Here is a 20,540-nt window from a genome sequence, read left to right as displayed (position 1 = left end):
TGTTTATTGATCGTGTTTATCTTTATGCTGTTCATGCTTCTCTATAGTTTTAAACAACCCTTCCATCATTGAAGTCGGCATTGGAAATAATATCGTCGAGCTTTTTTCCGCCGCAATTTCCGTTAACGTCTGTAGATAGCGCAACATGATAGCGTTTGGTTCTTCGGCCAATCGATTCGCTGCCTCAACCAATTTTTCTGATGCTTCCATCTCACCCGAGGCGTGGATCACTTTCGCTCGACGTGATCTTTCCGCTTCCGCTTGGCGTGCAATCGCTCGTACCATCGATTCGTTTAGGTCGACATGCTTAATCTCTACATTAGAAACCTTAATTCCCCAGCCGTCGGTTCGAGAATCCAAAATTTCTTGAATATCGGTGTTCAGCATTTCTCGGTTTGCGAGCATTTCGTCAAGTTCGTGCTGACCAAGTACCGAACGCAATGTCGTCTGGGCAAGCTGTGACGTCGCTTGCAAGTAGTTTTCCACGTTAATGATTGCCTTCTGGGCATCAATAACACGAAAGTAAATCACTGCGTTGACTCTGACAGAGACATTGTCACGACTGATCACATCCTGGCTGGGAACATCCATCACTACAGTACGTAAATCGACACGCACCATTTGTTGAATCAGCGGGATAACGATGATCAGACCCGGGCCTTTTACCTTCTGAAATCGACCTAAGAAGAAAATCACACCGCGTTCATACTCACGTAAAATGCGGAACAAACGAACAGCGACGACGACCACTAACACTACGATTAATATCGGTGTTAGCAGTTCTGTGTTTACTGGTAATTCAGGCATTGTCTTCACTCCTTGGTACTTTTTTTACCGTTAGTGTTAGCCCATCAACCTCTTCAATACTGACTTTCTCCCCCTTGCTTACTGGGGCATCGCAACGAGCTTCCCAGCGCTCTCCCTCGACGTGAACAAAGCCGCGATGATTGAAATCATTCAACACGACAGCTTCGGTGCCAATTAGGGCTTCTTCGCCACTGACAACTTGTTTGTGACGCAACTTCATCAGCGTTTTGAGTACAAACAGAATTAACGCAGCAGATGCAAAGGCAATGGCGTAAATCAGGGACATCGAGACTCGTAATTCAGGGAGGTCACTATCTATCAAGAACACGGAACCAAGCACAAAGGCGACGATGCCGCCCGCGCCAAGAATACCGAAGCTAGGAATCAAGGATTCAGCAATAAACAACGCTATTCCAAGTAACATCAGTCCGAGCCCAACGTAATTCACCGGCAATAACTGGAATGCGTATAACGCGATCAACAGACAAATTGCCCCAGTGACACCAGCAACACCGAAACTTGGGCTATAGAACTCTAACAATAACCCATACACGCCAATCATCATCAGAATGTAAGCCACATTCGGATCCGTAATAGTGGCGAGGAACTTATTACGCAGGTCTGGCTCGCGCGGCTCTAATTGAGCACTGGCTAAATTCAATACCACATCTTGGTTATCAACTTTGGTGACAAAGCCATCGAGTTGCTGAAGTAAATTTTGCGGTGACTCAGCCATCACGTTGATGACATTAAGCTCCAATGCTTCGTTTGCTGACAAAGTAGCGGCTTCACGAACCGCTTCTTCTGCCCATTCAACGTTACGTCCACGTAATTGCGCTAGTGAACGAATATAGGCGATGGAGTCGTTCAGGATTTTCTTTTCCATTGCACTGGGTTCACTGGGCTGCTCTTTTGGCTCTCCACCGGGAGCAACACCACCGCCACCAATCTGAACAGGCGTCGCCGCTCCTAAAGTGGTCGCCGTCGACATTGCCGCCACATGACAAGCATAAAGAATGTATGTCCCGGCGCTGGCTGCACGCGCTCCGGGTGGGTAGACCAAACACAGGACTGGAATTTTAGAAGCAAGAATATGCTGATTAATGTCACGCAGACTTGAGCTTAAGCCGCCTGGGGTATCAATAGAAATAATGATCACAGGAGAGTGGTCGATGGAGTTGGCACGTTGCAGTTCTTTAATCACATAATCCCCTACAGCAGGGCCAATAGCACCACTGATGGAGATGACTGGAACGGTTGGGAAAGACGCCTTGTTTACATCATCTATCGGCTCAGCCGTCGCCAGTGCAAGATAGCTCAGTAGGCTGAAAATCAGACCTACCATCACCCGACGATACATAGTTTGTTCCAGCTTAGGATCTACTTATAAGTGTAGTTGATAAAGCTATCTGTGGCTGGCGATTAGAAATGAATTCATTGATTTAAAAGCAGCTACCAACAACGTTGGCAACTGCTTTGATATTTTCATGGAAATGTTTATCGATTTTCAGCACTTTCGTTCGAAAAGTTATATTGCACACTTAACGTAAATGAACTCAGATCTTTTGCATGTCTCATCGCGTCAATCAACAGCGCGACATTGTCTTTCTCGTAAACTTTTGCGCCAATACCATAACTAAAACGAACATCTTCTTCCGTTTCAACCAGTGAACTCGCTGAGTTAACGTTAAAATAAGACGCCCCAGCAATGACATATGGCGTGAAATAATCGAGCTGCAAAAACGGCGTATACTTAACACCAACACTCGTAACATGATAATCCAGATAAATGGAATCATTAGAGCTTGCGATTTCAAAGTTATTTACATGGGTATACTTGGCATCTAAGCAATATTTCTCAGTAAAACAATAACCTGCATTCAGCATTAAGACAGGAGACGAGTCTTTATCACGCTCATAGTCTACAACATTCACTTCGGGTTTGACTTTGGCGACGCCACCCCCAACGCCTAAGTACCAGTTCTGGTTTTCTGCTGCCACACCTTTCATCGGTAGCATGGCAAGCAACAATGGCATTGCGAACTGCTTTCTACGTCGAACAACAGCAACCATTACACCCAACAGTATGCTAATTACACTCATAGATCCCCCGGAGACAGAGGTTTCAATACTGCCATCAACTACGGTAACACTGAATGGACTTAACGAAACTGTAAATGTTCCGTCACTAACTATAATTTCAATGTCTGAATACGTCCCTAACCCCGTCGGCATTCCATATAGTTCACCAGTTGCAGCAATGAATGTCATCCAATCAGGTTTATTTTTAATAGAAAAATTGAGTGCACTTAGGGCTGTATCTGAATCTGTTACTGTTGGCTTGAAACTGAATTCGGTCGATAGTGTTATAATTGTTTGTGGTGTACCTGAAATATTTGGAGCATAAGGATTGTAGATTGGAGTTGAGTTTAATTCATATGACTCAAACTCTATACAAGTTGCTTTCTCGGTGTCGGGAGTATAGGTCAGTGAATCGTCTAGATTATAGCCAACATCATTGGCAAAAAACGTACCAATGCCGCCGGGTTCAGATACATGTAAAAAGCCCTCATCCCCTAACCCATAAACACTACCGTTAGGCTGAAGTACTCTGATTAAAGTTCCATCATCTTCTTTTAGCACAATACGGTAATCACAGTCATCAGTGTTATCTATGTCCTCAATTGTCGCATATTGCCCAGTACCTATTGTGTATCTTTCGTTAATTCCAAAAAAAGGGTCACTGGAATCGATCAATTCGTAAGGCAGACTCATACGATCCACTGTAAAGTCAGCACCTTTTACTGGGAACGCAGGTGTCCGCGATACATTGAATACTTGTGCTGAACCATATTTTCCATCTCCTGAAGCAGCATTCACAAAGCCGCTAACTATGCACACCATCAATAACAACAACTTTCCCATTACATATCCCTTATGTAGGCATTTTTTTAGTTAGTGCATCGCTTTTCCAAAGCTAAAGCATTAATATTTTGCAAATCGCAACTTAACAATAAACCTCCTGCACTTACACATATACAACAAGAAAGTTACATATTACAAGTTTTACTTAGCACTTTAGTATTAACTAGAGAAAACAACTGCTTTTGGGGGAAGATAAACGAAGAAACCAGCCATAGAGGCTGGTTTTTTGTAAAGAATGGAGGCGCGTCCCGGAGTCGAACCGAGGTCCACGGATTTGCAATCCGCTGCATAGCCACTCTGCCAACGCGCCTTACCAAATTGTCTGAGATGGTGCCCCGGGCCGGACTTGAACCGGCACAGCGCGAACGCCGAGGGATTTTAAATCCCTTGTGTCTACCAATTCCACCACCAGGGCACACAAATTTCTTTGTGATGCCGTTTAATGCGATAAACACCATCTAAAATTTTGAGAAAAGAATGGAGGCGCGTCCCGGAGTCGAACCGAGGTCCACGGATTTGCAATCCGCTGCATAGCCACTCTGCCAACGCGCCTTTCCTTTCAACGCTTTAGGTTACCCACCGCTGCGTTCGCTGCATACTTTACGGATTGAGCGGTGAGAGTCAAACAAAAAACTTAAATATTTATTCGTTTGCTGAGAATTAGACCAATTAGACGTTTGTTTGATCTAAATTGCCATTTTTTGTACACGTGAAGTGCTATGCAAGCCCCAACGAAACGCGTTCATACTTGGGTAACTTACTCGCCACCAACTTGTATGACTGTTCTGAAAGGTCACGAACAAGGCTGTCATCAACATCACCTGGATAGTAAACCGTGATCCAATGACGCTTGTTGGTGTGATAGCCAGGAGTGATATCCGCAAATTGAGAAGTCAGTACTTCGCCGTCTTCCGGCTTCACTTTCAACGTAACGTACTCACGTCCTTCCCTCTGCGCCAAAATGGCGAACATCTTCCCTTTTACCTTAAACACCAACGCTTCTGGTCCAAAAGGAAAACCAGACTCTGCACTTAAAAATGTTGCTAGATATTCTTCCAGTTCTTTGTTCGTCATTTTGAGCTCCCAGCTTATCGAGATTTTCAGCGAATCACATACTCTTATTTGGCCGCTAATGCCTGACCTTCAAACTTAACCCCGTCCCAGCCAAACTGGATGAAGTTACGAATGTTGGCGTGATCGTCACCTTGAGGATTGCCTAACACGTCATCTCGGTAGAAAGCGCCGAAGCATGCCAATGTTTCCTGCGGCGTTAGCTCGTTCAGCTTAGCAAACGCAAAGATCTTACACGAACCGTTATTTTGATTTGCTTCATTAGTGGTTTCACCATTGGCAAAAGCCGTTGGGGTGAAATCGTAGTTCGCATCGATTGTTGCGATAGTTTGAGCAAACTCGATCGCTTGAGGATTGGATTTAAGTTGTTGAAGAAAGGTGTTCAATTCCATTTGTCGTGGTCTCTGTTCAAATTAGTTGAATCAGTCTATGACATTGATTCTCTGATCAAAAGACCTACTCGCAGAAAAGTACGCTAAAAATGAATCCCACCGTCGACTTCGAAAACTCGCGCGTTGACGTAGTCGTTTTCAAAAATGAACTTTGCGGTGTCGGCAATTTCGGACGTTTTGCCTAATCTTCCTAATGGAATCATATTCTGTAAGCGCTCAATGGCTTCAGGTTTCATTTGTTCTGCCATCGCAGTTTTGATCACTCCCGGCGCAATCGCTGCAGCGCGAATGCCATAGCGAGCGAGCTCTTTACCCCAAGTTGCCGCTAATGTCGCTACTGCGGCTTTAGAGGCTGAATAATTGGTCTGCCCAATGTTGCCAGCGCGAGCGACACTGGAAATATTGATGATAACTCCTTTACGTTTTGTGTTGATCATCTGGACAGCCGCTTCTCGACCGCAGAGGAATGTGCCGGTTAAGTTGACGTTAATCACAGCGTTGAATTGGTCGAGCGGCATCTTGCTGACTAATCCACCATCAACTTTGACCAGCAGCCCATCTCGCAAAATCCCTGCGTTATTGATTAACCCATCCAATTGACCGAAGTCAGCAACAATATCCGAAAAAACTTGTTCGACTTGCTGTTCGTCAGTGACATCAACGGCATAACAGAGCGCTTTTACCCCCATCATATGGCACTGCTTTTGAGTGTCTTGCAACGCTTGCTCATTCACGTCAAGTAACGCGAGTTCAGCGCCTTCATGCGCTAAAGTGATCGCCATCATTTGACCTAAACCTTGAGCCGCTCCGGTTATCGCAATCACGCTTTGTTTTAAGTCCATCATCTTGCTCCTGACGTGGTTATTTTTTGGATTGATAGAATTCAAACAGACTAGAAAAGTCGAGTTCCTCGTTGCCGTTCGCATTATGCAATGCGTATAAATTGCGAGCCAATGCTCCCATCGGTACAGAGGATTGACTTTTAGCTGCGGCATCCAACCCTAAACCTAAATCTTTCAGCATGAGTTTACTCATAAAACCCGGCTGAAATTGGTTGCTGGCAGGCGCATTGTCCATCACGCCCGGGCATGGGTTGTATAACTCCAACGCCCAGTTTCGCCCTGAACTTTGCAGCATGATGTTTGAGAGCACTTTCGGATCTAGACCATTATCAATGCCCAAAACGAGCGCCTCGCACGTGCCGGACATCAAAATACCCAGCATCAAGTTATTACAGATTTTGCCCATCTGACCATCGCCGGCTTTTCCCGCGTGGAAGATGTTTTTGCCCATGTGTTTGAGGATCTGCTCTGCTTTGCTGAACGCGCTGTCTGTCCCACCCACGATGAAGGTTAACGTCCCAGCTTTCGCACCTGCTACGCCGCCGGACACGGGTGAATCGACAAACTCAAATCCTTTGCTCGCGGCTTGAGCTGCAACAATACGGGCGGATTCGGGATCAATGGTTGAAGAGTCGATCAGAAACGTATTTTCTTCTATCAGGTTGAGTAATCCAACGCCGCCACTATGGTCACCCAGATAAACCGCTCTGACGTGCTCCCCCGCTGGTAGCATAGTAATTACGGTTTGCGCGCCTTTAGCGGCTTGCTCGATAGAATCTGTTGCAACTGCGCCTTTATCCGCTAACTGATCGACGGCTTCTTTGACTAAATCAAACACTCGAACGCTAAAACCCGCTTTTAACAGATTTTCAGCCATTGGCGCGCCCATGTTTCCTAACCCAATAAATGCAATTGTACTCATCGTGATGCTTCCCTTATCGATCAGTGCTAGTAATGCCCTAGTTGTGATAGCGGATGACTATCTTCGCTCCAAAATGAGGTAAACAGTTCGTCGATTAGCGTTTCGTCTACGTCTGCAACCGTGGCAAATTTCCATTGTGCGTTGCCGTCCTTATCAACTAACTTCGCTCGTACACCTTCTTGAAACTCGCCAAGAAGAGCACATTTCACCGACAACGAAAGTTCAAGCCTGAAGCAATCCGCCAGCGAAATATCGTGATAATCCCTAATCTGGCGATAGCAAATGTGGGCAGTAATAGGACTGCCAGTTTTAAGGTTGTGTTTAGCCGTGTCTAACCACTGACTTTGCGCTTCAATGGCTAAGATGTTGTCTACGACTTGGATAGCACTGTCACCCTCGCATGCTTGCTGGATGTGGTGAAACAGTGGCAATAATTGAGGTTCAGGTTTAGCGCCATCTTTGACTTCTTCGGCAAAGCCTTCCAGAAGCTCGGTGACGACCTCATAAGCGTCTTCAACGCTTTCCCACTCGGCTATTTGCAACTGTTCTAACAACGTGGATTTATGTTCCGGCAGAACCATGTGATCAGCGAGGTGTGTCGTTATCGCATCACTCGCGTTTACGATCACTCCAGTAAGGCCAAGGAATAAACCCATGCCTTGGTCAAGGCGGTTCAAAAACCAAGTACCACCGACATCAGGATATAAACCGATGCCGATTTCGGGCATCGCTAAACGCGAAGAAGGCGTTACAACTTTATGGCTCGACCCCATGTAAAGGCCCATACCTCCGCCCATAACGATCCCTTCGCCCCAGGCAATAATAGGTTTGTAATAGGTATGGATGAGGTAATTGCATTCGTACTCGACGGTGAAGAAGTGGCTACAGTATTCGACGATTTCAGGCTCTGACTTATCTCGCATTACATCGTGCATAGTTCGAACGTCGCCACCCGCACAAAAAGCCTTTGGCCCTTCTCCTTCAAGTAGTACACAAACGATATTGTCATCGTCTTGCCACTGTTCTAGTTTGTCCTTCAGCAGTTGGAGCATGTTGGCGGTTAACGCGTTCAATGACGAAGCATTATCTAATCGTGCCACGCCAATTTTGTGTTCGCTGTCGCTACAGGGCAGCTCTGAAAAATGAACGGTACCCATGATGATCTCTCCTTATGCCTATTGATTCTTCCATTGCGGTTTGCGCTTTTCGAGAAAGGCGTTAACCCCCTCTTTTTGATCTTCGGTATCAAACAGCTGGATGAACAATTCGCGCTCTTTCACCAAACCAAACGCGATGGGATGGGTGCGACCGTTTTGAATCAGCGTCTTACACGCGGTAACGGACGTTGGCGATTGATTCGCTACCGATTCCGCCAATGTCACCGCGCTTTGCAGCGCATTACCTTGTTCAACGACTTCTTCAACCAACCCAATATCCCGCGCTTGTTCTGCGCTCATCTGCTCACCACAGAGGATGATGCGCTTTGCCCAGCCCTCACCGACTAAAGCGGTCAGATTTTGCGTTCCGCCAGCGCATGGCAGTAAGCCCACTTTCGCTTCCGGCAGTGCCATGATCGCTTGCTGCTCTGCGATTCGAATGTCACACGCTAAAGCGACTTCCAACCCGCCGCCCATTGCATAGCCATTGATGGCTGCTATTGATACCCCTCTAAAACCGGACAGGGCTTCAAAGGCTTCGCCGAAAATCCGCGCCATATCGACAGCAACGTGTTTATCGCCTGAAGCAAATAACTTTAGTTCAGCACCCGCAGAGAAAAACTTGTCGCCTTGGCCTGTAATCACCAGCGCGTAAACTTCTTTATTTGCATTCAACTCGCCAATAAGCTGCTTGAGATACTGTAAGCTCTCTGCTGTCCATGTATTGGCTGGCGGATTATTCATGGTGAGCGTCGCAACATGGTTTTCTATCACGTAGTCAATTCCACAACTGACAGTTTGATTACTCGACATAGTGCATTCCTTTAGAGTAGTTCAGATCCTTCGGTCAAGAGTCGGCGCGCAATAATTAAACGCATGATTTCGTTAGTACCTTCCAATATTTGGTGGACACGCACATCACGGAAATACCGCTCCAACGGATACTCTTTGATATAACCATAGCCGCCATAAAGCTGGAGCGCTTGATCACAAACGGCAAAGCCCACGTCAGTGGCAAATCGTTTTGCCATCGCGCAATACGCGGTCGCATCCGGTGATCGCTTATCGAGTTTACTGGCGGCTAATCGCACTAACTGTCTTGCCGCAACCAGTTCAGTTGTCATATCCGCTAGCTTAAACTGCAGCGCTTGAAACTGCGCGAGTGGCTGACCAAACTGCTTACGCTCTTGAACATACTGCTTAGCTTGATTTAACGCCTGCTGCGCCGTTCCGATTGAGCACGTGGCAATATTGATTCGCCCACCATCGAGTCCTTTCATCGCGAAGGTAAACCCTTGCCCTTCCTCACCAAGCAAATGATTGGCAGGAATGACCACGTTTTCAAAGGTAATTGAACGGGTTGGTTGGCTGTTCCATCCCAGCTTGGGTTCTTTGCGCCCATAACTGATGCCTTGAGCATCCGCTGGAACAACGAAAGCAGAAATGCCTTTTGCTCCGGAGTCTTGGGTACGTGCCATCACCACTAGAACTTGCGTATCACCGGCACCCGAGATGAATGTTTTGGAGCCGTTTATAAGGTACTTATCACCTTGTTTTACCGCCGTGGTCGTCAAAGACGCCGCATCTGAACCCGCATTTGGCTCGGTCAAACAATACGAACCTAACCACTCGCCACACGTCAACTTAGGGCAGTATTGCTGTTTGACGTCTTCGGTAGCAAAACTGGCAATCATCCATGTGACCATATTGTGTATAGTCATAAACGCCGTGGTAGAAGTGCAGCCCATCGCCAACTGCTCAAATACGATGGAAGCGTCCAAGCGTCCTAATCCAAGTCCGCCCTGCTCTTGAGGCGTATACAGACTGAGAAAGCCCATTTCTCCCGCTTGCTGAAGCACTTGGGTCGGAAAGATCTGCTTTTCATCCCATTCTGCTGCCATTGGCGCAAGCTGCTCGTTGGCAAACTGACTAGCGGCTTCTGAAAAGGCGCGTTGGTCTTCGGTCAATTCAAAGTCCATACAACCTCCTATCGCAAATGGATACTCAGGTTTGGTCCGGTTGGAATGTCATCTTCAAACCAACGTGCGGTGACGGTTTTGGTTTCAGTGTAAAAGCGCACAGCCTGCTTACCGTAGGCATGTAAATCGCCGTAGAAACTGCCTCGCCACCCCGTAAACGAGAAGAATGGCAAAGGCACCGGAATCGGCACATTAATCCCCACTTGCCCGACCTGAATTTCGTGTTGATATTTACGTGCAGCCGCGCCATTCGCGGTAAAGATAGAGGTTCCGTTGCCATAAGGGTTGTTATTGATAAGCTCAATCGCTTCCTCAAGTGTCTCCACTTCCAAGCACACCAAGACTGGTCCAAAGATCTCTTGTTGGTAAATCGACATATCCGTCGTTACCCCGCTAAACAGTGTCGGTCCAACCCAGTGACCATCCGGCAGTCCATCGATCTGACAGTGGCTACCATCAAGCTCACATACTGCTCCTTGTGCTTTGCCCTTTTCAATCAGGCTAAGCACTCGCTCTTTGGCTTGTTTACTGATCAGCGGACCATACGCTGCGCCTTCGTCGTTCCACGCTCCAGGCTTCATTTTGGCCATTTCAACCTTGAGATCACTGATCCACTCTTTCGCGCTGCCGACAAACACCGCAACAGAAATCGCCATACAACGTTGACCAGCCGCACCAACCGATGAACCAACCAAATTACTGATGACTTGGTTTTTATTGGCATCTGGCATGACGACCATATGGTTTTTCGCCCCAGCAAACGCTTGGACTCGCTTGTTATAGCTGGTGCCACGATGGTAGATGTACTGCGCGACGGGAACAGAACCAACAAACGAGACTGCACGAATTGCAGAATGCTCAAGAAGAAAATCGACCTGCGCTTTACCACCGTGCAACACCTGCAACACCCCTTTAGGTGCGCCAGCTTGTTCAAATAGCTCGGCTAAACGCATGGCAGTAAGTGGCACTTGCTCCGATGGTTTCAGAATAAAAGTATTGCCCGCAGCAATCGCGAGCGGGAACATCCACAATGGAATCATCGCGGGAAAGTTAAACGGTGTGATACCACAACACACACCCAAAGGCTGGACCAGTGAGTACGTATCAATATCGGTCGCAACGTTTTCGACTGTTTCACCCATCATGTTTGAGGCAATATTAGCCGCTTGTTCCACCACTTCGATCCCACGCCAAACGTCTCCTTTGGCATCCAGCGTGATTTTACCGGTCTCTTGAGACAGCAACTCAGCCAGTTCATCATGGTGCTCTTTGAGTAAATGTTGATACTTGAGCATCACACGCGCTCGGTCAGAAACCGCGACCTGTTTCCAACGAGCAAACGCCTGCATTGCACTGCTTATCGCTCGCTCCATTTCCTCGTCCGTCGCACACGGCAATCGAGCAATCGCTTGGTTGGTCGCGGGATTGGTTACTTCAATCCATTGATCGCTCTTTGACTGACAAAATTCGCCATCGATATACAGTGGAACTGACTGCGTCATAGTGATTTCCTTATCTTTTTTTATACCGGAATTTCAATACCCATCGCGGTTGCCTCGCCGCCACCAATACACAGTGAAGCGATGCCTCGCATTCTACGTTTGTTATCAGTCACGCCATCCACACCTAACGCCTGTAGTTGCCTTAAATTGTGAATCAATGTGACGAGTATTCTTGCGCCACTTGCACCAATCGGATGACCTAATGCGCAAGCGCCGCCTTTGATGTTGACCTTTTCGCTCTCCAGCCCTAGATGTTTCACCGCGATTTGCGCGACGACAGCGAAGGCTTCGTTGATCTCCCAAAGATCAATCTCATCCAGAGTCCAATCTAAGTCCGAAAGCAACTGCTCAACCGCATAAACCGGAGCGAGCGTAAATTCAGCTGGCGTTCGAGCGTGTGTGGTATGCCCTTTGATGATGGCTAGCGGCTGTAAACCGTTATGTTGAGCGTATTCTGCAGACATGAGTAACAGTGCAGCCGCACCATCAGCGATGGCACTGGAGTTTGCGGCGGTGACAGAGCCGTCTTTGGCAAATGCGGCTCTTAAGTGGGGAATTTTGTTGATATCAACTGAGCGAGGGATCTCATCGTAATCGAGCGACTCGCCGTTTGATAACTCAAGTGAGGTCAATTCTTCAGCGAAGATATTGCGGTTTTGCGCTTCTAATGCACGCTGCACTGACATACTCGCCCACTCATCCATTTGCTCACGGGTAAAACCGAGTTTATCGGCAATCTGTTGACCGTAAACGCCCATCAGTTCACCTTCATAGGCATCTTGCAAGCCATCAAGAAACATATGATCGTAAGTGGTTTTATGCCCCACTCGCATTCCGCTGCGGGCTTCTTTAAGCAGGTATGGCGCGTTAGTCATGCTTTCCATACCACCAGCAATGGCACACTGAAAGGTGCCAGCTTTGATTAAATCACTCGCCAACATCACCGACTTCATGCCCGAGCCACACACTTTGTTTACCGTTGTACAACCAACAAAGTCCGGTAATCCGGCTCCTAACGCAGCTTGACGTGCAGGCGCCTGCCCACATCCTGCTGGCAACACACACCCCATGTAAACTTCATCCACGCTTTTTGCAGAGAGGCCGGACGCTTCTATGGTCGCTTTAATCGCTGCAGAACCCAATTGCGGCGCAGTAAACTCGGACAACAATCCTTGAAAACGCCCAATTGGCGTACGTTTCGCGGCAACAATCCAGATATCTTTGTCTTGCATGACATAAACCTCATACAGAATGACAACAGCTCTTTTGTTCTGCTCTCCTACTGATGTCAGGCGATGACATCGACCACTACGATTTAGACGCTGCTGTTCACTCCACGGCTAATTTCTTGACGTTTACGTAAGCATAGCACTAACATTTACGTAAACGTAAAGAAACACATTGTTTACATCCATTTTATTGAAGCCTTAGCGATAAGTTGGAGAGTGTTAGCGAGTGGAAACCTTCAAGATTAGTGACTTAGCCAAAGAGTTTGACATTACGACCCGCAGCATCCGCTTTTATGAGGACGTAGGTCTGATTCAACCCGAGCGCAAAGGCAGCATGCGTATTTATCAACGCCGTGACAAAGTGCGTTTGAAGCTGATCCTACGCGGTAAAAGACTGGGGTTCTCACTGGCAGAGATCAAAGAGTTGTTCGCTCTGTACGACACTCACCAAGGTGAAACTCAGCTAGTTAAAATGCTTAACATCATTGATGAAAAAGAAGCGGTACTAAAGCGTCAACTGGAAGACATTGGCGTTGTGTTAGACGAGCTGTCAGCGGCCAGAGAGCGCTGTGAAGAAGCCCTAAAACACGCCAAAGCCAGTTAAGTCGCACACCTCGCTTTCCAACGTTAAGCATCACGAAATTTGTTACGTATACCGATTGCAACGATCTAACGACACTGATGTGGTTATGAGGGAAGCACTATGCTAGCTCAATATACTCAACTCAATTTCGGGCTTGGAGAATCAATTGATTTACTGCGAGACCACGTAAACGCGTTTGCTCGTGACACCATTGCGCCCATTGCCGAGCAAATCGACCAAGACAATCTTTTCCCCAACCATTTGTGGTCAACGCTCGGCGAGATGGGACTGTTAGGCGTGACCATTGACCAGCAATATGGCGGCGCAGGTATGGGTTATCTTGCCCACGTGATCGCGATGGAAGAAATCAGCCGAGCTTCTGCCTCGGTCGGCCTCAGTTACGGTGCGCATTCTAACTTGTGCGCAAGCCAAATTTCCAGAAACGGCAGTGAAGAACAAAAGGCCAAGTACCTGCCGAAATTGGTCGATGGTTCTTGGGTCGGCGCACTGGCCATGAGTGAAGCTAATGCGGGCTCAGACGTGATTAGTATGCAATTAAAAGCCACCCAAAGCGGCGACCATTACCTGCTCAACGGTTCAAAAATGTGGATTACTAATGGTCCTGACGCGGATGTGGTGATTGTTTACGCCAAAACGGAGCCGGAAGACGGAGCGCACGGCATTACTGCCTTTATCGTTGATAAGTCTGAATCTGGTTTCTCCTGCGCGCAAAAGCTCGATAAGTTGGGAATGCGCGGCTCGAATACCTGTGAGTTGGTATTCAAAGACTGTCCCGTCTCAAAAGATAACGTCCTCGGCGAAGTAAACCAAGGCGTCGCGGTGTTAATGAGTGGCCTCGATTATGAACGCGTCGTACTAGCAGCCGGACCGCTTGGCATTATGCAGGCGTGCTTAGATTTGGTCGTGCCTTATGTGCACAACCGCAAACAGTTTGGCAGAGCGATTGGTGAATTCCAATTGGTGCAGGCAAAAGTCGCCGATATGTACACCAAAAGTAATGCGGCGCGCGCGTATGTCTACGCGGTTGCTGCTGCATGTGATCGCGGTGAAGCCAACCGCAAAGACGCGGCAGGAGCGATTCTCTATTCGGCTGAGTTGGCAACCCAATTGGCATTGGAGGCAATTCAGCTACTTGGTGGCAACGGCTATACCAACGAGTATCCAGCGGGACGTTTGCTGCGTGACGCTAAGTTGTACGAAATTGGTGCGGGCACGTCTGAAATTCGCCGCATGCTGATCGGCCGTGAACTGTTTGATGAGTCTCGTTAACGAGGTGTCTATGGCGACCATACAAACGAAAATTAACACCGACTCCCCGCTCTACAACAAGAACCATCAGCATATGTCTAAGTTGGTCGAAACCCTACGCGGCGATATTACGACGATCAAGCAAGGCGGCGGTGAAAAAGCGATTGAAAGGCAGCGCACAAAGGGCAAACTACCTGTCAGGGAGCGTATTGCTGCGTTGCTGGATAGCGATTCAGATTTCCTTGAAATTGGTCAGTTTGCAGCGTGGCAAGTCTATGAAGAACCCATACCCTGCGCGGGCGTTGTCGCGGGTATAGGTAAAGTCAACGGTATCGACTGTATGGTGCTCGCCAACGATCCTTCGGTCAAAGGCGGAACCTATTACCCGCTTACCGTTAAAAAGCATCTGCGCGCGCAGGAAATTGCCCAACGTTGTCACTTACCATGTATCTATTTGGTCGACTCCGGCGGCGCTAACCTCCCCCATCAATCAGAAGTCTTTCCAGATAGAGATCATTTCGGCCGTATCTTCTTTAATCAGGCACGCATGTCAGCCCAAGGCATACCACAAATCGCGGTGGTCCTTGGTTTGTGTACCGCAGGAGGCGCGTATATTCCTGCGATGGCTGACGTTTCAATCATCGTTAAACAGCAAGGCACTATCTTTCTCGCTGGACCACCACTGGTGAAAGCCGCTACCGGTGAAGTCGTGACCGAAGAAGAGTTAGGCGGCGCAGATGTTCACTGCAGAAAGTCAGGCGTTGCAGATTATTATGCTCAGGATGAACACCACGCAATGGAACTGGCAAGACAAGCCATCGCCAATACTAACACTGCAAATGTTGGCGAGACGCCATCAGAGTTTCACAAACCTCGATATGACGCCGACGAGCTATATGGAATCGTTAACGCTGATCTTCGACTCTCATTTGACGTGCGTGAGGTTATCGCACGACTGGTCGATGACTCAGACTTTGATGAATTCAAGGCCTTGTACGGGGCCACTTTAGTCTGCGGTTTTGCACGATTGGAAGGGCAATTGATCGGTATTGTCGCCAATAACGGCATCTTGTTTTCGGAATCTGCACAAAAAGGCGCGCACTTTATTGAGTTATGCGCGAAACGAAAAATCCCACTACTCTTTCTACAAAACATCACCGGATTTATGGTCGGTAAAAAGTACGAAGAAGGCGGGATTGCAAAACACGGCGCGAAGCTTGTTATGGCCGTTGCGTGTGCGGATGTGCCAAAGTTCACCATCATCATAGGCGGCTCGTATGGCGCTGGAAACTACGGCATGTGCGGCCGGGCTTACGATCCAACCATGATGTGGATGTGGCCAAACGCGCGAATTTCGGTCATGGGTGGCGAACAAGCCGCAGGTGTGCTCACCCAAGTCAAAGGCGACGTGTTGCAACGCAGCGGGAACAGTTGGAGCGATGAAGAACAGCAGGCGTTTAGGCAATCTATCGTTGAACTGTATAACCGACAAGGCCACCCTTATTACGCGAGTGCTCGGTTATGGGATGACGGCATTCTCGACCCGAAAAACACAAGAAAGGTGCTTTCACAAGCGTTGAAAGCTGCCCTCAATGCACCAATCCAAAGCAGCGAGTTCGGCATCTTCCGAATGTGAGGAATAAAGCAATGGAAGGACAAATTCACCACGGAGAGTTACTCAGTTCAATCGATAAGAACGGTGTGGCAACACTGACACTCAATCGAAGCGATAAACATAATGCATTCGACGCCGACTTAATTCAGCAATTGATTTCTGAGTTGGAAAGACTATCAAACGCCGCTAACGTGCGCTGTTTATTGTTACGTGGTAACGGAAAACACTTCTCCGCTGGTGCAGATCTCAACTGGATGCGGTCCATGGCACAACAAGATCAACAGCACAATGTTGATGATGCTGCACAACTCGCGCATTTAATGAAACTCCTTGATAGCTTCCCTCACCCGACTATCGTTTATGTCCACGGCTGTGCTTTTGGTGGCGCACTTGGGTTAATTTGTTGTTGTGACATTGCCATTGCTGATATCGAAGCCAGCTTTTGTTTGAGTGAAGTCAAACTCGGCTTGGTCCCAGCAACTATTGCACCTTATGTTTGCCGAGCGATTGGGGCTCGTTCAGCACGGCGCTATATGTTGACTGCAGAACCTTTTGATGCCGAACAAGCTCTGCAAATGGGCGTTATTCATCACCTTGCCACCACCAATACGGCAGACGCGACGCTGTCTAAATTCGTGGGTTTGGTGTTGGCTAACAGTCCTGCTGCGATGAGCTATGCCAAAGAATTGATTCATCACTGTAGCGAGCAACCAATTAACGCCAAACTCATTGACTACACCAGCGAGCTTATCGCCCAAGTTCGTGTCTCGGAACAAGGGCAAGAAGGCCTCAACGCTTTCTTGGAAAAACGCACACCTGTATGGCGTAAAGGACATCCAGACAATGACTAGCCGCGCACTGCCCAAGTCGGTCACCATTGTTGAAGTCGGTGCTCGTGATGGTCTACAAAATGAAAAATCTGTCTCGACTCAGGCAAAAGTTGACCTGATAAACAACTTGTCTGCTTCGGGCTTAAAACACATTGAAGCGGGGTCGTTTGTTTCTGCCAAGTGGGTGCCGCAAATGGCGGATTCGTATGAGGTAATGTCGGCGATCAATCGCGAACCCAGCGTCATCTATTCTGCTCTGACCCCGAATCTTATCGGGTTTGAGAAAGCTCTTAGAGCGAATGCTAACCAAGTCGCCGTATTTACTTCCGCCTCGCAAGGGTTTTGCCATCACAATATTAACTGCTCGATTGAAGAAAGCATCAAGCGGTTTGCACCTGTGATTGCACAAGCCAAAGCAAAAAATATCCCGGTGCGTGGCTATCTCTCTTGTGTGGTTGATTGCCCGTATGACGGACCCATTCATCCTAACAATGTCGCGAAAGTAGCAAAAGCATTGCTCGATTTAGGCTGCTATGAAATTTCGCTCGGCGACACCATAGGCACTGGTACACCAGTTAAAGTCGCGCGCATGCTAGAAGCCGTGATGACTCAAGTACCGCTAAATCAACTTGCAGTGCACTTTCATGATACTTGGGGGCAGGCTCTTGCTAACATTTACCAAGCTCTGCAGATGGGAATCAGCGTAGTGGATAGCAGTGTCGCGGGTTTAGGCGGCTGCCCTTACGCTCACGGCTCGTCGGGAAATGTCGCCACTGAAGATGTGCTCTACCTATGCGAAGGACTAAACATCCCCACAGGTGTCAATTTACAACAAGTAGCGCGCGCCGGTTGGCAGATCAGCGACGTGCTCAAGCGCCAACCAACGTCTAAAGTCTCGCTGGCGCTACGCGCACTCAACAAGTAACTTCATTAGTATCAGATTGTTTTGGCGCTGGCTTGTATGATTGAAGGAACAGACACCCCATGATCAACAGCACGCCAATCCAGCCAGAAACCGTAATATGCTCACCGACCACAACCACCGCAAACACCGCAGCTACCGCTGGTTCAAACAAAGTAAGCAGGCTCGCTTTACTGGCCGCGACGACTCTTAGGCCGTAGCCAAAACACACGTAACCGATAAACATCGGGATCAAGGCCATATAAACTACCACTGCGGTATTGGTGGTGGTTGCAAATAAGTTCCCACCTGTAAATAGCAATGTCGGCAGCAATAGCATCGCACCGCAGCCAAAAATACTGCCCATCGCAGATGTTGAGCTGACGCCATGAGTAATCAACTCCTTCGCCGCCCAAGCATAAAGAGCGTATGACAACCCAGCAACCAGACCGAGAAGAATACCTAAATAGTGATAAGTCGTCTCTTCGGCAGTTTGGCTCGCTGGCTCAGCAAACGTGAGCAGAGCAATACCAACCGTACCTAACAACAAGCTATAGATCCAACGTCGGTCAATTTGGTTATTTTTGCTAAACAGTCGCTCTAGAGCGGCAACAAAAAATGGTGCACTTGCGATGGAAACGACCGTTCCGATCGCCACTCCAGATAGCCGCATCGAGCTATAAAATGCCATTGGATAAACCGCCAATGCCAGCGCGCCAAACAGTAGAATTTTAAAGTTTGCGGCTATAAGCCGGCGCTCTCTTGCGAGGTTTCGAAAAGCAACGACAGCCAGCAACAGGCCACCAACTCCCATTGAAAATGCGCCGACAGCCAATGGACTAATTGACGGTGCAAACGAAGCAGCCGTCCCTGTCGTTCCCCACAGCAAAGACGCAAACAAGACCGCACTGATTCCATAAGCCTCTGCTTTGTGATTGGTTGTTTGATGCTTCATTTTGGTCCCTGAGCTCGTCCATTTCTAACTTCAAGGTTAATCAAAACTCACTTTAGATACTTTGCAGATAAGACGCTATGCTTGTTTGAGCAGACTCAATTAACTGCGTACTTGGCGAGGAGAGCGACCAAAAAAGGCCGAAAAGCGCCGGCTGAATGCCGACACATCATTGTAGCCAACCTGCTCTGCAACTAACTGAACAGGCATATCAGTGTGCGTTAACAGCGCTTTGGCTTTTTCCATTCTTTGTTTGGTCACGAACTGGAGCACGCTCGTTCTGCAGGCTTGGCGAAATAGCTTTTTAAACTGGGTCGGACTCAAACACGCCACTTTGGCTAAGTCCTCAATCGCAAAATGAAGAGACAGGTCATTTTGAATATGCTGGATGACGGCTCGAATTCGCGGGTCAAGTTGTTCATCTGCTTGTTGCTGAGCCAACAACATCGAAAACATCACCACCATCGCATGCTCGATTGTGCAATCAACTTGGTGCTCCAATTGTTGTTCAATAAAAGAAAGGTAGCTCCTCAACGGGCTAGAAATCGAAAAAACCAGAGACTCCATACTCAATAGGTTTTCAGGCAAACTATTCAAGTCGGCGACAATAAATCGCGCCGCTTCATCCGCTCTGAAATGATGAAACTGACCAGACTGAATCACCACGCATTCACCCACTGACACTTTGCCTTGATAACCTTCAAGCTCGATATTGATCGAACCGAGGACTGGCAGTACCAATTGATGATGAGTGTGCGCATGCCCACGACGTTGTTTGCTGTACGCTCTGATAGTTAAGCTGTCTTCCATGACGATGTTTCGATTCAGTGACTCAGTTAGGTCGTTATACAATATTTACGCTTAGCCGTCATTGAGCACTGGTTAACACTTCTCAGCAGTAAAAGTTTCTACTAACTCAATAAATATCTTTTGCTGGCAAACGTGTTGCATAAGAACTAGAATCAAAACTTTGGTCTGCATGACACAAATTTGTCATGCAATTTATACATTGATACAGATATGAAGCCGTCCCATTTTATGAGGCGGCCTTTTATTTGGGAGTTTCAAAATGTCTGATAACAACTCGATCTACATTTCAAGTCTAGACATGAACAGAATTACCGCGTTGCTGGATAAAATGCCCAACCTCGCGAACGATCTTGTCCAACTTGATACAGAACTGGATCGTGCTACGGTGCTTGAGCCAAATGAAATGCCACCAAACGTGGTCACCATGAATTCAACGGTAGTGTTTAAGTTTACCGACAGCGACAAGACCATGACAAAAACATTGGTCTATCCGTCTGAGCTAAAAAGCAGCGATGATGTGTCCATCTTTGCTCCTGTTGGTAGCGCGCTTATCGGGCTGTCTGTTGGTCAACAGCTCGCTTGGCCGATGCCGAACAAACAAACTAAAACGATCGAAATTGTCGATGTCATTTATCAGCCTGAGCGTTGTGGTGCTCTAAACCGCTAACCCTCAGAGTTCCAGGTGCAAAGGCAGAGTACTTTGCACCAGGAGAGCCCTCTTAGTTCCCAGTCTATTCCTCTACTTCTTTTTCCT

Annotated in this window: 20 protein-coding genes and 3 tRNA genes; 6 read left to right on the top strand and 17 right to left on the bottom strand. The window is 47.8% G+C overall.

Annotation, left to right across the window (positions count from 1 at the left end; all coding sequences use genetic code 11):
* Positions 1-3: 3 nt before the first annotated feature.
* From HCZ42_RS06285 to HCZ42_RS06215, 15 genes are all read right to left on the bottom strand, one after another.
* Complete coding sequence (locus HCZ42_RS06285) at positions 4-807, bottom strand: slipin family protein (protein WP_167419887.1); 804 nt, start codon at positions 805-807, stop codon at positions 4-6.
* Positions 800-2,167 carry an NfeD family protein gene (locus HCZ42_RS06280; RefSeq protein WP_167419886.1) on the bottom strand — a complete coding sequence of 456 codons (1,368 nt, stop codon included), beginning with the start codon at positions 2,165-2,167 and terminating at the stop codon, positions 800-802. The genes HCZ42_RS06285 and HCZ42_RS06280 overlap by 8 nt, the downstream gene beginning before the upstream one ends.
* A gap of 137 nt (positions 2,168-2,304) precedes the next feature.
* Positions 2,305-3,732 (bottom strand): outer membrane beta-barrel protein, encoded by a 1,428-nt coding sequence (locus HCZ42_RS06275; RefSeq protein WP_167419885.1) that lies wholly within the window; start codon positions 3,730-3,732, stop codon positions 2,305-2,307.
* A 236-nt stretch (positions 3,733-3,968) separates the two neighbouring features.
* Positions 3,969-4,042 (bottom strand) — tRNA-Cys (locus HCZ42_RS06270).
* An 18-nt stretch (positions 4,043-4,060) separates the two neighbouring features.
* Positions 4,061-4,147, bottom strand: a tRNA-Leu gene (locus HCZ42_RS06265).
* Between the two features lie 63 nt (positions 4,148-4,210).
* A tRNA-Cys gene (locus tag HCZ42_RS06260) sits at positions 4,211-4,284 on the bottom strand.
* 165 nt (positions 4,285-4,449) lie between these two features.
* Positions 4,450-4,806, bottom strand: a complete 357-nt coding sequence (locus HCZ42_RS06255; RefSeq protein ID WP_167419884.1) for an MmcQ/YjbR family DNA-binding protein — start codon at positions 4,804-4,806, stop codon at positions 4,450-4,452.
* A 44-nt stretch (positions 4,807-4,850) separates the two neighbouring features.
* Positions 4,851-5,195: a HopJ type III effector protein gene (locus HCZ42_RS06250; RefSeq protein WP_167419883.1), complete on the bottom strand. Its 345-nt coding sequence runs from the start codon at positions 5,193-5,195 to the stop codon at positions 4,851-4,853.
* A gap of 83 nt (positions 5,196-5,278) precedes the next feature.
* Positions 5,279-6,037, bottom strand: a complete 759-nt coding sequence (locus HCZ42_RS06245; RefSeq protein ID WP_167419988.1) for an SDR family oxidoreductase — start codon at positions 6,035-6,037, stop codon at positions 5,279-5,281.
* Between the two features lie 19 nt (positions 6,038-6,056).
* Positions 6,057-6,959 carry a 3-hydroxyisobutyrate dehydrogenase gene (gene mmsB, locus HCZ42_RS06240; RefSeq protein ID WP_167419882.1) on the bottom strand — a complete coding sequence of 301 codons (903 nt, stop codon included), beginning with the start codon at positions 6,957-6,959 and terminating at the stop codon, positions 6,057-6,059.
* Between the two features lie 26 nt (positions 6,960-6,985).
* Complete coding sequence (locus HCZ42_RS06235; protein WP_167419987.1) at positions 6,986-8,119, bottom strand: enoyl-CoA hydratase/isomerase family protein; 1,134 nt, start codon at positions 8,117-8,119, stop codon at positions 6,986-6,988.
* 15 nt (positions 8,120-8,134) lie between these two features.
* Positions 8,135-8,929: an enoyl-CoA hydratase gene (locus tag HCZ42_RS06230; RefSeq protein WP_167419881.1), complete on the bottom strand. Its 795-nt coding sequence runs from the start codon at positions 8,927-8,929 to the stop codon at positions 8,135-8,137.
* An 11-nt stretch (positions 8,930-8,940) separates the two neighbouring features.
* Positions 8,941-10,095, bottom strand: a complete 1,155-nt coding sequence (locus HCZ42_RS06225; protein ID WP_167419880.1) for an acyl-CoA dehydrogenase family protein — start codon at positions 10,093-10,095, stop codon at positions 8,941-8,943.
* Between the two features lie 8 nt (positions 10,096-10,103).
* Positions 10,104-11,597: a CoA-acylating methylmalonate-semialdehyde dehydrogenase gene (locus tag HCZ42_RS06220; RefSeq protein WP_167419879.1), complete on the bottom strand. Its 1,494-nt coding sequence runs from the start codon at positions 11,595-11,597 to the stop codon at positions 10,104-10,106.
* A gap of 20 nt (positions 11,598-11,617) precedes the next feature.
* Positions 11,618-12,829 carry a thiolase family protein gene (locus tag HCZ42_RS06215; RefSeq protein ID WP_167419878.1) on the bottom strand — a complete coding sequence of 404 codons (1,212 nt, stop codon included), beginning with the start codon at positions 12,827-12,829 and terminating at the stop codon, positions 11,618-11,620.
* A 223-nt stretch (positions 12,830-13,052) separates the two neighbouring features.
* Here HCZ42_RS06215 and HCZ42_RS06210 point away from each other — a divergent pair, with 223 nt between their 5' ends.
* From HCZ42_RS06210 to HCZ42_RS06190, 5 genes are all read left to right on the top strand, one after another.
* The gene (locus HCZ42_RS06210; RefSeq protein WP_167419877.1) at positions 13,053-13,430 is read left to right on the top strand and encodes a MerR family transcriptional regulator; all 378 of its coding nucleotides are present in this window, start codon (positions 13,053-13,055) and stop codon (positions 13,428-13,430) included.
* A gap of 99 nt (positions 13,431-13,529) precedes the next feature.
* Entirely contained in the window at positions 13,530-14,699 is a 1,170-nt protein-coding gene (locus HCZ42_RS06205; RefSeq protein WP_167419876.1) for an isovaleryl-CoA dehydrogenase, read from the top strand.
* A 10-nt stretch (positions 14,700-14,709) separates the two neighbouring features.
* On the top strand, positions 14,710-16,314 hold the full coding sequence (locus tag HCZ42_RS06200; RefSeq protein WP_167419875.1) for a carboxyl transferase domain-containing protein: 1,605 nt from the start codon (positions 14,710-14,712) through the stop codon (positions 16,312-16,314).
* Positions 16,315-16,325: 11 nt separating this feature from the next.
* Positions 16,326-17,144 (top strand): enoyl-CoA hydratase-related protein, encoded by an 819-nt coding sequence (locus HCZ42_RS06195; protein ID WP_167419874.1) that lies wholly within the window; start codon positions 16,326-16,328, stop codon positions 17,142-17,144.
* Entirely contained in the window at positions 17,137-18,048 is a 912-nt protein-coding gene (locus HCZ42_RS06190) for a hydroxymethylglutaryl-CoA lyase (protein ID WP_167419873.1), read from the top strand. Before HCZ42_RS06195 ends, HCZ42_RS06190 begins: the two co-directional genes overlap by 8 nt.
* Here the strand turns inward: HCZ42_RS06190 and HCZ42_RS06185 are convergent.
* A complete protein-coding gene (locus HCZ42_RS06185; protein WP_167419872.1) occupies positions 18,038-18,979 on the bottom strand; it encodes a DMT family transporter in 942 nt (313 codons plus the stop codon). The two genes, HCZ42_RS06190 and HCZ42_RS06185, sit on opposite strands and share 11 nt — an antisense overlap.
* A gap of 99 nt (positions 18,980-19,078) precedes the next feature.
* Positions 19,079-19,786, bottom strand: a complete 708-nt coding sequence (locus HCZ42_RS06180; protein WP_167419986.1) for a helix-turn-helix domain-containing protein — start codon at positions 19,784-19,786, stop codon at positions 19,079-19,081.
* A 259-nt stretch (positions 19,787-20,045) separates the two neighbouring features.
* Here HCZ42_RS06180 and rnk point away from each other — a divergent pair, with 259 nt between their 5' ends.
* A complete protein-coding gene (gene rnk, locus HCZ42_RS06175) occupies positions 20,046-20,453 on the top strand; it encodes a nucleoside diphosphate kinase regulator (RefSeq protein WP_167419871.1) in 408 nt (135 codons plus the stop codon).
* Positions 20,454-20,540 lie beyond the last annotated feature (87 nt).

This window comes from Vibrio hepatarius (genome assembly GCF_011806575.1).
GTDB lineage: Bacteria > Pseudomonadota > Gammaproteobacteria > Enterobacterales > Vibrionaceae > Vibrio > Vibrio hepatarius_A.
This window is presented reverse-complemented; position numbering and strand designations above follow the sequence as displayed.

Bases quoted from the DNA above. Each gene is read 5' to 3' on its own strand.
- HCZ42_RS06200 (WP_167419875.1), top strand. From the start codon at position 14,710: ATGGCGACCATACAAACGAAAATTAACACCGACTCCCCGCTCTACAAC.
- rnk (WP_167419871.1), top strand. From the start codon at position 20,046: ATGTCTGATAACAACTCGATCTACATTTCAAGTCTAGACATGAACAGA.
- HCZ42_RS06230 (WP_167419881.1), bottom strand. From the start codon at position 8,929: ATGTCGAGTAATCAAACTGTCAGTTGTGGAATTGACTACGTGATAGAA.
- HCZ42_RS06275 (WP_167419885.1), bottom strand. From the start codon at position 3,732: ATGGGAAAGTTGTTGTTATTGATGGTGTGCATAGTTAGCGGCTTTGTG.
- HCZ42_RS06285 (WP_167419887.1), bottom strand. From the start codon at position 807: ATGCCTGAATTACCAGTAAACACAGAACTGCTAACACCGATATTAATC.
- HCZ42_RS06195 (WP_167419874.1), top strand. From the start codon at position 16,326: ATGGAAGGACAAATTCACCACGGAGAGTTACTCAGTTCAATCGATAAG.
- mmsB (WP_167419882.1), bottom strand. From the start codon at position 6,959: ATGAGTACAATTGCATTTATTGGGTTAGGAAACATGGGCGCGCCAATG.
- HCZ42_RS06190 (WP_167419873.1), top strand. From the start codon at position 17,137: ATGACTAGCCGCGCACTGCCCAAGTCGGTCACCATTGTTGAAGTCGGT.
- HCZ42_RS06225 (WP_167419880.1), bottom strand. From the start codon at position 10,095: ATGGACTTTGAATTGACCGAAGACCAACGCGCCTTTTCAGAAGCCGCT.
- HCZ42_RS06255 (WP_167419884.1), bottom strand. From the start codon at position 4,806: ATGACGAACAAAGAACTGGAAGAATATCTAGCAACATTTTTAAGTGCA.
- HCZ42_RS06185 (WP_167419872.1), bottom strand. From the start codon at position 18,979: ATGAAGCATCAAACAACCAATCACAAAGCAGAGGCTTATGGAATCAGT.
- HCZ42_RS06205 (WP_167419876.1), top strand. From the start codon at position 13,530: ATGCTAGCTCAATATACTCAACTCAATTTCGGGCTTGGAGAATCAATT.
- HCZ42_RS06250 (WP_167419883.1), bottom strand. From the start codon at position 5,195: ATGGAATTGAACACCTTTCTTCAACAACTTAAATCCAATCCTCAAGCG.
- HCZ42_RS06220 (WP_167419879.1), bottom strand. From the start codon at position 11,597: ATGACGCAGTCAGTTCCACTGTATATCGATGGCGAATTTTGTCAGTCA.
- HCZ42_RS06280 (WP_167419886.1), bottom strand. From the start codon at position 2,167: ATGTATCGTCGGGTGATGGTAGGTCTGATTTTCAGCCTACTGAGCTAT.
- HCZ42_RS06245 (WP_167419988.1), bottom strand. From the start codon at position 6,037: ATGGACTTAAAACAAAGCGTGATTGCGATAACCGGAGCGGCTCAAGGT.
- HCZ42_RS06180 (WP_167419986.1), bottom strand. From the start codon at position 19,786: ATGGAAGACAGCTTAACTATCAGAGCGTACAGCAAACAACGTCGTGGG.
- HCZ42_RS06215 (WP_167419878.1), bottom strand. From the start codon at position 12,829: ATGCAAGACAAAGATATCTGGATTGTTGCCGCGAAACGTACGCCAATT.